A 13,923-nucleotide genomic window follows, 5' to 3' on the forward strand; every position below is an offset into this window, starting at 1 on the left:
ATCCTCAAGCGCCCAGGCAGGTTTCGACGAAAAGCTTGAAAGCGCGCGCCCGGTGCGACAGCGCTTGCGCGTTGCCCGGCTTCCATCCGTGTTTTTCTTCCGAGGTCATTTCGCCGAACGTGGTCGAAAACCCCTCTGGCTGGAAGATCGGATCGTATCCGAAGCCGGAGGTGCCGCGGGGCGGCCAGGCGACCACGCCTTCAACTTCACCCCGGAAAAACTCGGTATGGCCATCGGGCCAGCCCAGACACAGCACGCTGACAAAACGAGCCGTCCGGCTCTCCTGCGTCACCGCGCCTTTTTCCTGCAAGGCATGCTCGACCTTTTCCATTGCCATGGCAAAATCGCGGCTGCCATCCTCGCGCTCGGCCCAATTGGCGGTATAGACGCCCGGCGCACCATCCAGCGCATCGACAACCAGGCCGGAATCGTCCGACAGCGCTGGCAGGCCAGAGGCTTTCGCCGAAGCCAGCGCCTTGATGGCGGCGTTTTCCTCGAATGTCGTGCCGGTTTCGTCCGGCTCGATGAAGCCAAGCTCCTTGGCCGATTTGGCCGTAAAACCAAACGGGCCGATCAGGTCGGCGATTTCAGCGATCTTGCCGGCATTGTGGCTGGCGACGACAATGGTTCTGGTTTCGAGTTTGCGCATCATCCGATCCTATTCAATCTGCCAAAGCCTGGCTTCGGCGCATTCCAGACTATTGCCCGCTGGATCGCGGAAATAAATCGAACGCGCACCATTCGGCCAGAGAAAATCCGCCTCAATGGCGACGCCATGGCTCAACAGCCGTGACGCCATGCCATCCATTGCCGCACCGTCCATCCGAAAGCAGGCGTGACCTGGCCCGACGGCACCATGGGCAGGCACCGGCAGGGCGTCGGGCTCTGCGGGCTTGACGGTTTCGGCTGCATTAAACAGCAGCAGAACGCCCGGCCCACAGCGCAGGAACACATGACGCCCCGGCTGGCTGATGATCACCTCAAGGCCGAGCAGGCCGGCATAGAAACGCTCTGCTGCGTCGAGATCATCGACATACAGTGAGGTTTCCAGAATGCCTTCAATGCTTGTGGCCATGATGATGCTCTCTTTATCCGGCAATCGCCTGTTTTTGCAGGTCCACCAATTCGGCAATGCCTGTCTGGGCAAGGCCGAGAAGGGTCAGGAATTCTTCCTGGCTGAACGGCTTGCCTTCGGCGGTGCCCTGGATCTCGACAATGCCGCCTGTGCCGGTCATGACGAAATTGGCATCGGTTTCGGCGGCAGAGTCCTCCAGATAGTCCAGGTCGATCACTGGCTGGGCGGCGAAAATACCGCAGGAAATCGCCGCGACATGGTCCTTCAGCACCCGGTCCACCTTGATGATATTGCGCGATTCCATCCATTTCAGGCAATCGTGCAAGGCAATCCATGCGCCGGTAATCGAGGCTGTGCGGGTGCCGCCATCGGCCTGGATCACGTCGCAATCAAGCGAGATCTGCCGTTCGCCCAGGGCTTCCAGATCGACCACGGCGCGCAGTGAACGGCCGATCAGCCGCTGGATTTCCTGGGTACGGCCGCTCTGCTTGCCGGAGGACGCTTCACGTTTTATCCGCTCGCCGGTGGCGCGCGGCAACATGCCGTATTCCGCCGTCACCCAGCCCTTGCCGGTGTTGCGCAGCCAGGGCGGGGTGCGGTCTTCAAGGCTTGCCGTGCACAGGACATGGGTATCGCCAAACTTGACGAGACAAGAGCCTTCGGCGTGTTTGGAAAAATTGCGCTCGAACGATATCTTGCGCATCTGGTCGGTTTTTCTGCCTGAAGGTCGCATTTCCGTCTCCTCGGTCGAGCAGTCACTGGCTGGCACACCAACCTCTGTCCGCTTATTTTCGTTTCAATGCCCGTCTGGGCCGTTCTGGGCAGATCTGGCCCGGAAATCTGTCCGGGGCATTTCCAGTCCTGCTTGGCGTCCTGGCTGCCTTCTACGAGTGGTTTGACGGTTTTGCAAAGGAAAAGCCGGTATGGTCCGCTCAAACCGGCGCTTCCTCACCAAAAGCCGTTGTGATTGGTCAATCAGCAGCTATATTAAGGATAGGTGCAGCAGCAAACATGAGCGAAATGGGGAAAAACCCAATTACCGCAGGCGATGTGTCAATGGCACTGGATGAGCGATCCAGGGAGATCTTTCGTCGAATCGTCGAGACCTATCTGGAATCCGGTGAACCGCTTGGATCGCGCAATCTGTCGCGTATTCTGCCGATGTCGCTGTCGCCCGCCTCAGTGCGCAATGTGATGAGCGACCTGGAAGAGCTGGGCCTGATCTACTCCCCCCATATCAGCGCCGGGCGCTTGCCGACTCAGACGGGGTTGAGGTTCTTCGTCGATGCTTTCATGCAGGTCGGTCGCTTGTCGGAGCAAGATCGCGGCTCGATAGAGCGGCAGATGCGCTCCTCGGAAGACCAGCCGATGGAAACGCTCTACAACGAAGCCAGTCGTATGCTGTCTGGCCTGTCACGTGGTGCGGGCCTGGTGGTGGCGGCGAAATCCGATCCGGTGCTGAAACACGTCGAATTCATCCGACTGGAGCCGACCAAGGCGCTGGCAGTGCTGGTCGGTGAGTTTAACCAGGTCGAAAACCGGATCATCGAACTCCCGGCGGGCATCACAGCCTCGCAATTGACCGAGGCGGCCAATTTCCTCAATGCGCATCTGTCCGGCCAGACGCTGCATGAAGTGCGCGGCCAACTGGTCCAGTTGAAGGATCAGGTGGCCAGCGAGCTGGATGTTCTCTCCCAGGATCTCGTGCAGCGTGGGCTGGCGGTCTGGTCCGGCGGCGAGGGCGACAAACCGACCCGGTTGATCGTGCGTGGCCGCGCCAATCTGCTGGAAGGTCTGGCCGGCGTCGAGGATGTGGACCGGCTGCGGCTGCTGTTTGATGATCTGGAGCGTAAGGAAAGCCTGATCGAGATTCTCAACCTGGCCGAAAGCGGGCCTGGTGTCAGAATTTTCATTGGTTCGGAGAACAAGCTGTTTTCGCTCTCCGGGTCGTCACTGATCGTCGCGCCCTACCGCGACGGCGACGACCGCATTGTCGGGGCCGTCGGCGTGATTGGTCCGACCCGCCTCAACTATTCCCGTATCGTGCCGATGGTGGATTATACCGCCCAGGTGATGGCCAAGATGACCCGCAGCGGCCACTGACCTTTACAACACCACATGAGATCATCACTCGACCCTTGATTTTTTGCCGCCGAACCCTGATATCGGGGCCGGACGAGAAACAGTATTTCGGAGAACGTCATGACCGACGAAACAGCTAAAAACGGACCTGACGCTGCCGCAGACGCGCAGATTGAACCCCAGGTACAGGAAGAGACCAATTCGACCGCTGAGGATGCCGGGCAGGATAATAACCCGACAGCTGCCCTGCAGGCTGAAAATGCGGAGTTGCGTGATCGCTTCCTGCGTCTGGCGGCTGAAATGGACAATCTGCGCCGCCGCACCGAGCGCGATGTCAAGGATGCCAAGTCCTATGCGGTAACCGCTTTTGCCCGTGACATGCTGGCCGTGTCCGACAATCTGCGCCGCGCCATCGACGCTGTGCCTGCTGAGGCCAAGGAAGAGGCGCAAGCCGGTCTGACGGCATTGATCGAAGGTGTCGAGATGACCGAGCGGGCGATGTTGTCAACGCTCGAGCGCCATGGTGTCCGCAAGATCGAGCCGGAAGGCCAGAAATTCGATCCGAATTTCCATCAGGCGATGTTCGAAATTCCCAATCCGCAAGTGCCCAACAATACGGTCGTGCAGGTTGTTCAGCCCGGCTACACGATTGGCGACCGGGTGCTGCGTCCGGCTATGGTTGGCGTTGCCAAGGGTGGCCCCAAGGCAGAGACGGCGCAAGCTGCCGATGCCTAAAGTTTGTCAGGGAAAACTGGTGCCCATTTTTCCCGAAAAGACAAACGAAAACAAAACAATCAAAGCCTGACCTTTTTTACTGGAAAAGAAAAAGCGCTGCGCAGTGATGCGCGGCGCTTTTTGCGTAATACCTACGTAAATAGAAACGGTCAGGCGGCGTTCGAGGCCTGGTCCTGGTTCAGGAAGGTATAGATGGCGGTGGCGCTGTCGCTGGCGCGCAGCTTGGCAACCAGGTCCTGATCGCGAAGCACGCGGGCGATGCGCGACAAGGCTTTCAAATGATCGGCACCGGCCCCTTCGGGTGCCAGCAGCAGGAAGACCAGATCGACGGGCTGCTCGTCCAGCGCTTCAAAATCGATTGGCGTTTCCAGGCGGGCGAAGACGCCTTGAATGGTGGAAATGCTCGTCAGCTTGCCATGGGGAATGGCAATGCCATTGCCGACACCGGTAGAACCGAGCTTTTCCCGCTGCAAAATAACGTCAAAGATTTCCCGTTCGGGAATACCGATCAGTTTTGAGGCTTTGGCAGCCAGTTCCTGGAGAAGTTGTTTTTTGGAATTGACCCTGAGGACGGGCAATATCGCATCTTGCTGTAGCAAATCTGCCAAGGCCATTTCGAAAAATCCTTATACCCGCCGACGCATGAAAAGGAAAGCGGTGGTCGGCCACCGCTTTCCGAGGGCGTGTCAGCCCTTGATTGCGGCGGAATCGATCCAGCCAATATTACCGTCATTGCGGCGATAGACAATGTTCAGCTCGTCCTTGCCAGGGCTGCGGAACAGTACAATGGGCTCATCCGTCATATCCAGCGCCATGACGGCGGTGGCAACGGACATGGTTTTGACCTTCTTGGTGCTTTCGGCCACGATGGTCGGGGCAAAATCCTCCGGCACATCCTCGTCTTCTTCTGAAACCGGGTCCATGACCGTATAGCTGATTTCGAAGTTGTTGGTTGGGATATGGTGATCCTTCAGCTTGCGCTTGTAGCGCCGCAGGCGCTTTTCGATCCGCTCTGCGGCGGTGTCGAAGGCGACTTGCGGATCGACGGCTGTGCCGGTTGCATGCAGGTTTATACCGGTATCGAGGTGCAGGGCGCAGTCTGCGGAAAACCGCGAGGCTGATTTTGTCACCGTGACCTGACTGGAATACCCTCCGTCAAAGTATTTGCTTACGGCGTCAGTGATCTGGACTTCTATCCGTTGCCGGAAAGATTCGCCGATTTCCATATGTTTGCCGGTTACGCGTACACTCATGGAGTTTCCCTTCTTATCGTGATTTGCAGGGGGAGTTTACGCCAAGCGCGGGGCGCATCCAAGCGTTTCCATAGTCCAAGATAAAAGCTCGACCGAATGGCGGGGCAATTTATCCTATCGGGCCGGGCCAAAGCGGAGCGTCTGTCCGTTCAGGCCTGGAACAACCCGCATGTCAAGGGCGGACTGGGGTGAAAAAATTGCGCAGGATAAGACTAAGTCTCTGATTTTGTACATGTCACTATCCCAAAATCGTTCCCGTGTTTTGGCGGTATCCTCTAATTGGCGCGGGCGCCAATGTCAATGTTTTGTTAAGGATTATTGCAAAGAGCTGACATCAGCCCGGGTTCCGCGCCAGGGCGCGCTTTTCCCGGCGCCTCTGGACGGAGGAGGCGATGTTCATTGCTTCGCGATATTTGGCAACCGTGCGGCGGGCAAGCTCGACGCCGCCGTTTTTCAGGCTTTCGACAATATCGTCGTCTGAGAGGATATTCTCGGGGCTTTCTTGAGCAATCAACATGCGGATACGATGACGAACCGCCTCAGCTGAATGGCTGTCACCGCCTTCTGCCGAGCCGATGGAGACGCTGAAGAAATATTTCAGCTCGAACAGCCCACGTGGTGTCAGCATATATTTGTTGGATGTGACGCGGCTGACGGTGGACTCGTGCATTTTGATGGCGTCGGCCACCGTCTTCAGGTTCAGCGGACGCAGATGGTCGACCCCATGGCGCAGAAAGGCGTCCTGCTGGCGAATGATTTCGGTTGCCACCTTCATGATGGTTTTGGCGCGCTGATCGAGGCTGCGGGTCAGCCAATTGGCGGTTTGCAGGCAATCCGTCAAAAAGGCCTGCTCGCCCTCGGCCTTGCTCTGCCCGGTCTTGCTATTGCCACTTTGGCCATTGGCAGTCTTCATGGCGCCTTCTCGCAAGCTGCTGCGGCGGATCTCGGTGAAATAGGCATTGTTGACCAGCACACGCGGCAGGGTTTCCGCGTTCAGTTCCACCAGCCAGCCACCTTCGAGCGAGGGCGCCACCAGAATATCGGGCACAACTGTTTCCAGTGCATCGGTTTCGAAACCAGCGCCGGGCTTAGGATTGAGCTTGCGGATTTCCGCCAGCATGTCGAGCAGGTCTTCCTCATCCACGCCGCATAACCGCTTCAGGCTCGCAAAGTCACGCTTGGCCAGATAATCCAGATTGCCGATCAGGGCTGCCATGGCCGGGTCCAGCCGGTCGCGCTGGCGCAGCTGAATGGCCAGGCATTCGCCAAGGCTGCGCGCAAACAGGCCGGCGGGCTCCATGGTCTGAAGAGCTGCCAGAATCCGTTCCATATCGTCTCGTGACGCCCCCATCTGAGTGGCGACCTCATCCAGGTCGGCGCGCAGATATCCGGCCTCGTCCAGCTGGTCGATCAGGGCCAGCGCAATCATCCGATCCGATGCGGACGAGAGTACGAAAGGCAATTGCTGGCCGAGATGGTCGCGCAACGAAACCTTGCCAGCCACGAAATCATCCAGGTCATAGCCCTCGCCATCTCCCTGGGCGCCGGGCATCGATTTCCACTGGCCAAGCATTTCGGGTGCATCGGTCTTCGGGTTGGCGCCATCATCGGAAAAGGCCGTGCCAAAATTGGCGTCCAGCCGCTCGTTCAGATCGCCATCGCCACCATGTTCATACCAGTCACTCTGCAATGTATCGGAGGGGGCTGGTGCTGGCGGGGCTTCGCTATCCGTGCCTGGTTCGCTGCTGCCTGTTCCTTCGTCATTTGGCGCAAATTCAAGCAGTGGATTCTTCTCGACCTCTTGCGCAATGAATTGCACAAGCTCGAAATGGGTCATTTGGAGCAGCTGAATCGATTGCATCAGCTGCGGCGTCATCACCAGAGACTGGTTTTGGCGAAGGAAAAGATTGGCTGATAGGGCCATGGCGGACGAAAAACTCCCCTACTATTCCCTCTCGGACCCCTTTTGTTCCTGTTTTGGATTTTCCGAAGTTCCAAGTGGCCCAAAAATTGCTTTTTTATAAGGTTTGGTCAAGCCGCAGAGCGGCTTCCGACGCAAATAACCTGAAAACGCGAGGCTCTTTGCGGCACAGATGCCGTTTTCAATACGGCATCCCATCGAATTGCGCGTATTAGAGGCTGAATTTCTCGCCAAGATAGAGGCGTCGTACATCGGGATTGTTGACGATGTCGTCGGCCCGCCCGTGCGTCAGCACTTCACCGGCGTGGATGATATAGGCACGGTCGATCAGTCCGAGCGTTTCTCGAACGTTATGATCGGTGATCAGCACACCGATCCCGCGTGCCGTCAGATGCCGCACGAGGTTCTGGATATCAGACACGGAAATCGGGTCGACACCGGCGAAAGGCTCATCCAGAAGCATGAAGGTCGGATCGGTTGCCAGTGCCCGGGCGATTTCCAGGCGCCGCCGTTCGCCGCCCGACAAGGAGACGGCTGCCGCCTTGCGCAGTTTCTCGATGTTGAATTCGGCAAGCAGTTCGTTCAGCTTCTGCTCGCGCTTGGTCTTGTCGCTCTCGTGCAGTTCCAGAACGGCACGGATATTGTCCTCGACCGACAGGCCCCGGAAAATCGAGGCTTCCTGCGGTAGATAGCCGACGCCCAGCCGTGAGCGGCGGTACATCGGCATCGAGGTCACGTCATTGCCGTTAATGGCGATCGTGCCCATATCCACCGGCACGAGGCCGGTGATCATGTAGAAACAGGTGGTCTTGCCTGCGCCATTTGGCCCGAGAAGGCCGACAGCCTCACCCCTGCGCACGACGAGCGAAGCCCCATTGACCACGCGGCGGGTATTATAGGTTTTCGTCAGCCCATGGGCGATCAGCGTACCTTCGTACCTGTTCTTCTCGCGTGCTGCGTCCGTTGGCGCGGCGGCATTCGCGTCCTGTTGCTTGGATGTCAAACCGGGAACTTTCACGTCTGCGTTCGCAATCAGGGTTTCTGCTTGGACTTGGGATCCAGCTGGATTTGCACGCGCTTGCCACAACTGTCGAGCTTGGCTTCGCCCGTCGTCATATGGACGGTGAGCTTGCAGCCGACGAACACATTGCCGCCTTCCGACAGCACGACCTTGTCGCCATCCAGCGTAAAGATCTGGGTGTTCATGTCGAAATGGCCCTTGTCGGCCGTGGCCTGCTGGGTTTCGGTATTGAGAATGACGTTATCGGCCACATCGATCGTGTCGATCTTGGCGTCGCCGCTGGTCACAGCCGCGCCCTGGCCCTTGTATTTCACCACCATCGTGCCGGACCGCATCGTGGTGGTGCCCTGAACCACCTTCACATTGCCGTTGAAATTGGCTTTGTTCTCTTGCTGATGCACTTCCAATGCATCGCTTTCGATCTGGATCGGCTTGTCGCCGGACAGTTTCAGGCTGTTCATGTTGCTGGTGGCGGACTGGGCAAACGCGCCGGTTGCGGCTGCGGTCGCGACAAGGCCTGCGGTCAGCGTGGCGCAAGCAACGCGGAAGGAAAGGCGACGGTGGCTGTGCGTCATGATCTGTTCTCAGTTGCCCGGTTTCTGCAGGGCGGTCGGTGCGATATTCAATCGGACCGCGCCCGTCAGCGTGATTGTCTGTCCCTTATCGGTCATATCCATCGACTGTGCAACGATTGATGACTCTTTCGTCTTGATGGAGACCGGTTGATTTGTCTTAAGCTTTCCCGCTTTCACGTCAAGATCGGCGGATTGAAACTCTGCGTCCACACCGCTGGAGAGATGGATCGTGAAGGGTCTGTCCAGCACCATCTTGTCGGTAGAGCGGTCATAGGTGCCCCTTTGTGCCTTGATATCGGCGGAGGTGTCATCATTGACCGGCATGGTCGCTGTAATCGTTTCCAGCGTGATGAGGTTGGGGTTCTTGATATCTTGCAGCGCCCGCACGGCATTCATCGAATAGGGCGCGCCGTTTGAATTGCGTCCGGATATGGCTGGCTTGGCCATGACGACCTTGCCATCCTCGATCTTGGCGCCCTCGATCTTGATGTTGTCGGGCAGGTAGGCCCTGACGACGGAAACAGCAACAAAGCCAAGCGAGAGCACGACGGCCAAAGCCGGCAAGGCAATGCGCAGCCGCCTGACGCGATGCGAGTGACCGACCGCCTTGCGATAGGAGGTATCGGGGGCAGGTGGGCGCGGCTCTAGGGCACCTTTATCTAAACGCTTGAGCATGCTCGATAATCCGTAGAGCCGATCGGTTATTTTGTCACCCGTCTTCCGGGTGAACCGCTTCCAGCTACCATTCAAGACAGTTACTGGCTGGAAATATGGATTTTTTCAAGTCTGTTACAAGCTTTCCGCCTGCGCCTTTTTGTGGGGGAGCGGCGCTATCCCTCGTCTTTTGTCGATGCTCGACCCGCAGCAGACTGCGTGCCACTCTCTGTCTCGTACATGCTGGACGCTATGATGACAGGTTATTTTTCGGTTGTATTTGTCGATTTTACAATCCGAATTGACTCGCATTGGACCGTGGATATGAAATCGTCAGCGACATGTGGGCTTAAGCGATTGATTAATCCAATTTTTTATGGTGTTTTACACCCCGAACAAGCTGGCGGTCATTGCTCTGCCGCTTTTACGGCGGGCTGGGCCCCGCGAACTGATTTTCAGTGAACTGTCTAGACCGAACAGGGGGTTAACGTGATCAAATCCGAGCTGGTGCAAATCGTTGCGGCCCGCAATCCGCATCTTTATCACCGCGACGTGGAAAACATCGTCAACGCCGTTCTGGATGAAATCACCGATGCGCTCGCGTCCGGCAATCGTGTCGAATTGCGGGGCTTCGGCGCTTTTTCGGTGAAAAACCGCCCGTCGCGGACCGGGCGCAATCCCCGCACGGGGGATACGGTTTTCGTCGAGGAAAAGTGGGTGCCGTTTTTCAAGACCGGCAAAGAGTTGCGCGAGCGCCTCAATCCCGGCATGGATGACGAGGATGACGGCGACGCCGACTGATCGGATCTTCAGTCGTTCGGCGTTGCATTCCGGCGTGTCGTGACCCTGCAAATGATATCGGGTGAATTATCCGGGTCGGTCTTGCATGAGCCCGGCCCCTTTCCATATGATGACGCAATTCGTGGTGAAGAGGCCGTTGGACTGTGAGTTGCAGGCTTGTCGGTTTTTGTCGTGATGACAGTAATCGGCAACGTTAAAACCCGGCTGCGGCAAGATCCGGCAGGAGATGCGTGATGGTGGTCAAAAAGATTTTCAATATCGTCATTCTGGTGCCGTTGGCAGTGGTGCTGATCGTGCTGTGTGTCGCCAATCGGCAATGGGTAACGCTGGCGCTCAATCCATTCCGCCCTGATGATCAGATGCTGTCGGCAGGCGCGCCCTTCTTCGTCTTCCTGCTGATCACTTTTTTGCTTGGCGCCTTGGCAGGCAGTTTTGCCACCTGGCTGACCCAGGGCAAGCACCGCAAGCGCGCCCGGCATGAGGCACGTGCTGCGGTAAAATGGCGTGGCGAGGCCGATCAGCAGAAGAAGCGAGCCGAGCAGATCGCGGCATCCGGTCACGTGAGCCAGTTGCCATCGCCTTGACGGCTGCCGGAAGTTAAGCTGCTCGCTACCCTTTTCTCCGCGGCGTTTGAATGATAAAGGCCCGCTGCCTTGGCCACGCAGGATTTATGTTTTCGATTTCGAGCATAATTTGCGCGGGCAACCTACCGCATAATTCCTTAGATCGGACCCGATGTGAGGAATTATGACTATAGCCAATACCACGCCTGAACCGGAGACGGCCAGGAGACCATGCCGTCGTTATGAAGCGTTACCATAGAACCGGGCGTGCAATTGTAAGCTCGTCGTGGGTCAGGGCGCTGTCATCGGAAAGCCGAGCCGATTGTGAAAGACAAATCCCGCCGACCACCCAGCAAGAGCGCTCCCGGCACAGCGTCCGCCGGCAAGGGGCGTTCCTCCTCTCGCCCCGTCGCATCTGTCCCAGCCAAGTCTCAGCCCGATCGCAATGGGGGAAGCCCTTATCGTGGTACCGGGCAAAAGCCGGTGCGCAGCCAGACAGGCGCAGATGCTAGGGAAACGGCAAGGGTTTCCGCACCATCGCCCCGCATGGAAAAAGATCCTGTGCAGGATTCGGCAACACCCGCCAATGCGCCATTGGCGCTTCGCCCAGGCCCGATGCCCCGCGAGAACCTGCCGCTCATTCTGGAATCGATGGGGGCTGGCGATTTTCACCTGATCGACAGTGGTCATGGTCTGAAACTCGAACAATACGGCCCCTATCGGATCGTACGTCCCGAAGCACAGGCTCTCTGGCCGCCGGGCCTTGCTCCGCATGTCTGGGAAAAAGCCGATGCGATGTTTTCCGGTGATACCGACGAGGATGGCATGGGCCGCTGGCGCTTTCCCCGCGAGGCGCTCGGCGAAACCTGGCCATTATCGCTGCTGGGCGTCGATTTTCTCGGGCGCTTCACGTCCTTTCGCCATGTCGGCGTCTTTCCCGAGCAGATCGCCCATTGGACCTGGATGAAAGACCGGGTTGAGAAAGCAAAGATCGCGAACGCAGAGCGGCCATTGAGAGTGCTCAATCTTTTCGGCTATACCGGCGTGGCCTCACTGGTTGCGGCGGCGGCGGGTGCCGAAGTCACCCATGTGGATGCATCGAAGAAGGCAATCGGTTGGGCGCGGGAAAACCAGACGCTCAGCCGCCTCGACCGCGCTCCGATCCGTTGGATCTGCGACGATGCCATGAAGTTTATCCAGCGGGAAGAGCGGCGCGGCAGCCAATATGACATCATCCTCACCGACCCGCCAAAATTTGGCCGAGGTCCGAATGGCGAGGTCTGGCATCTGTTCGAGCATTTGCCGCTGATGCTGTCGCTGTGCCGGGAAATCCTGTCGCCCAAGGCCGAAGGCCTGGTGCTGACGGCCTATTCAATCCGCGCCAGTTTCTACGCTATCCATGAATTGATGCGCGAGACCATGCGCGGCAAGGGCGGTCTGGTCGAATCCGGCGAACTGGTCCTGCGTGAGGCCGGGCTGGATGGCAAGACACCTGGGCGGGCCTTGTCCACGTCGCTGTTCAGCAGATGGGTTCCAAAATGAGTAATGGTTTCAAGGACGGTGCCTCCAGCTTCGCCGATAAGGGGGCAGGGGGCAAGGTCGGGCAGGTGAAGGAAGTCACCAGCCTCGCCAACCCGATCGTCAAGGATATCAAGGCGCTTTCCCAGAAAAAGACCCGTGACGAGACGCGAACGTTTCTGGCCGAAGGCCTGAAGCTGGTGATCGATGCGGTGGAGCTCGGCTGGAGCCTGCGCTACCTGATCTATTCCAAGGCTGCCAAGGGCAAGCCGCAGGTGGAACGGATCGCGGCGCGCACCGTTGCCCATGGCGGCATGGTGCTGGAGGTCAGCGAAAAGGTCATGGCGTCCATTACCCGCAAGGATAATCCGCAAATGGTGGCGGGTGTGTTCGATCAGCGCTGGAAGGCGCTGAAGGATGTCAGCCTGACGGAGGGGGAAACCTGGGTGGCGCTCGACCGAGTGCGCGATCCCGGCAATCTCGGCACGATTATCCGCACTGCCGATGCAGCGGGTGCCTCTGGTGTCATGCTGATTGGTGACAGCACCGATCCCTTCGCCATGGAGACGGTGCGTGCTACGATGGGGTCGATTTTCGCGCTGCCGCTGGTCAAGACCACCGTTGCTGATTTTCTCGGCTGGAAGACCAAGGCTGGCGTCAGTGTCGTCGCCACCCATCTGGCTGGTGCGGTGGATTACCGTACCGTGGATTACAAGCGCCGCCCGGTCGTGGTGCTGATGGGCAATGAGCAATCCGGCCTGCCGGAGGAATTGGCCAGCCGGGCTGACATGCTGGCGCGCATCCCTCAGGCCGGATTGGCCGATTCCCTTAATCTGGCTGTGGCAACCGGCGTCATGCTGTTTGAAGCCCGGCGCCATCTTCTCACCCTCGACGAGGCCAAATGACCCGTTCCGCTGCCTTGTTTTGTCGCCCGGTTCCGGCCATCCTGTTCATCCTGTCGCTGCTGATTTTGGACCAGGCGATCAAATATGCGGTCGAGGTCAGCTTGCCCATGCATGAACTCGTGCCTGTTGTGCCGATGCTTGGCCTGTTTCGCACCCACAATCTCGGCGTAGCCTTTTCCATGCTTTCGCATCTCGATGCCTGGGTCATCGTCGTCATGCGGCTTGCCATCGTCGCTTTTGTCGCCTGGCTCTGGCGCCAGACCAGCCGCGATCACCAGTTTGCACATCTGGGCTATTGCCTGATCATTGCCGGCGCTTTCGGTAATATCATCGACCGCTTCACCTATGGCTATGTGGTGGACTATATCTTGTTTCATACCGAGACATGGTCGTTTGCGGTCTTCAACCTGGCCGATAGCCTGATTACAATAGGGGCGGGCTTCATCCTGCTGGAAGAACTGCTGGTTCTGCGCCGCTCAAAAGGGTAGAGGCGAAATTTCCCGCTCGACCACGTCGAACTAGTGATGGAAATTTTCCCCAAAAGGTGTAGCATGGCATGGAACAGAATTGCTTCATGCCGTGAGCCGCTCGCCCCAAGCGGTTTTTTCACGCAGCATTGAGGGTCGGTTTACCGAGATTGAACGTGGTGTGCCGGTCGTAACAAAACATTGACGGGGCTTTGCTACTGCATAATTCATCAAATCGGCCTTGGTTTAATGAGAGAGTTATGCAGCGGATTTGAAGCACCATAGCGTACCTGACGTTTCTTGCAGGGACCTGGTGGTGTGGCCAGATAAATGTCGTGATCTTGGTGGGCGAG

16 protein-coding genes are annotated in these 13,923 nt (G+C 57.9%); 7 read left to right on the forward strand and 9 right to left on the reverse strand.

The window, feature by feature from the left end; translation table 11 throughout:
• Positions 1–4: 4 nt before the first annotated feature.
• Genes rdgB through rph form a run of 3 tightly spaced genes read right to left on the reverse strand, consistent with a single transcriptional unit; the run spans position 5 to position 1,808 of the window.
• Positions 5–649 carry an RdgB/HAM1 family non-canonical purine NTP pyrophosphatase gene (gene rdgB / locus AVI_RS01635; RefSeq protein ID WP_012654803.1) on the reverse strand — a complete coding sequence of 215 codons (645 nt, stop codon included), beginning with the start codon at positions 647–649 and terminating at the stop codon, positions 5–7.
• Positions 650–658: 9 nt separating this feature from the next.
• Positions 659–1,075, reverse strand: a complete 417-nt coding sequence (locus AVI_RS01640) for a VOC family protein (protein WP_012654804.1) — start codon at positions 1,073–1,075, stop codon at positions 659–661.
• A gap of 13 nt (positions 1,076–1,088) precedes the next feature.
• Positions 1,089–1,808 carry a ribonuclease PH gene (rph, locus tag AVI_RS01645; RefSeq protein WP_012654805.1) on the reverse strand — a complete coding sequence of 240 codons (720 nt, stop codon included), beginning with the start codon at positions 1,806–1,808 and terminating at the stop codon, positions 1,089–1,091.
• 287 nt (positions 1,809–2,095) lie between these two features.
• On the opposite strand from rph, the gene hrcA reads away from it, so the two are divergent.
• The gene (gene hrcA, locus AVI_RS01650) at positions 2,096–3,178 is read left to right on the forward strand and encodes a heat-inducible transcriptional repressor HrcA (protein ID WP_012654806.1); all 1,083 of its coding nucleotides are present in this window, start codon (positions 2,096–2,098) and stop codon (positions 3,176–3,178) included.
• 99 nt (positions 3,179–3,277) lie between these two features.
• On the forward strand, positions 3,278–3,892 hold the full coding sequence (grpE, locus tag AVI_RS01655) for a nucleotide exchange factor GrpE (RefSeq protein ID WP_012654807.1): 615 nt from the start codon (positions 3,278–3,280) through the stop codon (positions 3,890–3,892).
• Positions 3,893–4,041: 149 nt separating this feature from the next.
• Here grpE and ptsN read toward each other — a convergent pair whose 3' ends face one another.
• The 6 genes from ptsN to lptC all read right to left on the reverse strand — a co-directional run bounded on the left by ptsN (position 4,042) and on the right by lptC (position 9,337).
• Positions 4,042–4,506: a PTS IIA-like nitrogen regulatory protein PtsN gene (gene ptsN / locus AVI_RS01660; RefSeq protein WP_012654808.1), complete on the reverse strand. Its 465-nt coding sequence runs from the start codon at positions 4,504–4,506 to the stop codon at positions 4,042–4,044.
• A 72-nt stretch (positions 4,507–4,578) separates the two neighbouring features.
• Positions 4,579–5,145 (reverse strand): ribosome hibernation-promoting factor, HPF/YfiA family, encoded by a 567-nt coding sequence (hpf, locus tag AVI_RS01665; RefSeq protein WP_012654809.1) that lies wholly within the window; start codon positions 5,143–5,145, stop codon positions 4,579–4,581.
• Positions 5,146–5,479: 334 nt separating this feature from the next.
• On the reverse strand, positions 5,480–7,069 hold the full coding sequence (gene rpoN / locus AVI_RS01670) for an RNA polymerase factor sigma-54 (protein ID WP_041696119.1): 1,590 nt from the start codon (positions 7,067–7,069) through the stop codon (positions 5,480–5,482).
• Between the two features lie 208 nt (positions 7,070–7,277).
• Positions 7,278–8,069, reverse strand: coding sequence for an LPS export ABC transporter ATP-binding protein (lptB, locus tag AVI_RS01675; protein WP_085946582.1), 792 nt, complete (start codon positions 8,067–8,069; stop codon positions 7,278–7,280).
• A 29-nt stretch (positions 8,070–8,098) separates the two neighbouring features.
• Complete coding sequence (locus tag AVI_RS01680; protein WP_012654812.1) at positions 8,099–8,662, reverse strand: LptA/OstA family protein; 564 nt, start codon at positions 8,660–8,662, stop codon at positions 8,099–8,101.
• Between the two features lie 9 nt (positions 8,663–8,671).
• Positions 8,672–9,337, reverse strand: coding sequence for an LPS export ABC transporter periplasmic protein LptC (gene lptC / locus AVI_RS01685; RefSeq protein ID WP_012654813.1), 666 nt, complete (start codon positions 9,335–9,337; stop codon positions 8,672–8,674).
• A gap of 468 nt (positions 9,338–9,805) precedes the next feature.
• Here lptC and AVI_RS01690 point away from each other — a divergent pair, with 468 nt between their 5' ends.
• The 5 genes from AVI_RS01690 (at position 9,806) to lspA (ending at position 13,591) form a co-directional block, all read left to right on the forward strand.
• A complete protein-coding gene (locus AVI_RS01690) occupies positions 9,806–10,117 on the forward strand; it encodes an integration host factor subunit beta (protein WP_012654814.1) in 312 nt (103 codons plus the stop codon).
• A gap of 236 nt (positions 10,118–10,353) precedes the next feature.
• On the forward strand, positions 10,354–10,701 hold the full coding sequence (locus tag AVI_RS01695) for a LapA family protein (protein WP_041697404.1): 348 nt from the start codon (positions 10,354–10,356) through the stop codon (positions 10,699–10,701).
• Positions 10,702–11,163: 462 nt separating this feature from the next.
• Positions 11,164–12,222: a class I SAM-dependent methyltransferase gene (locus tag AVI_RS01700; protein ID WP_234688815.1), complete on the forward strand. Its 1,059-nt coding sequence runs from the start codon at positions 11,164–11,166 to the stop codon at positions 12,220–12,222.
• Positions 12,219–13,103 carry a TrmH family RNA methyltransferase gene (locus AVI_RS01705; RefSeq protein WP_012654817.1) on the forward strand — a complete coding sequence of 295 codons (885 nt, stop codon included), beginning with the start codon at positions 12,219–12,221 and terminating at the stop codon, positions 13,101–13,103. The genes AVI_RS01700 and AVI_RS01705 overlap by 4 nt, the downstream gene beginning before the upstream one ends.
• Entirely contained in the window at positions 13,100–13,591 is a 492-nt protein-coding gene (gene lspA, locus AVI_RS01710; protein ID WP_012654818.1) for a signal peptidase II, read from the forward strand. Before AVI_RS01705 ends, lspA begins: the two co-directional genes overlap by 4 nt.
• Positions 13,592–13,923 lie beyond the last annotated feature (332 nt).

The sequence above is a fragment of the Allorhizobium ampelinum S4 genome (assembly GCF_000016285.1).
GTDB classification, from domain to species: domain Bacteria; phylum Pseudomonadota; class Alphaproteobacteria; order Rhizobiales; family Rhizobiaceae; genus Allorhizobium; species Allorhizobium ampelinum.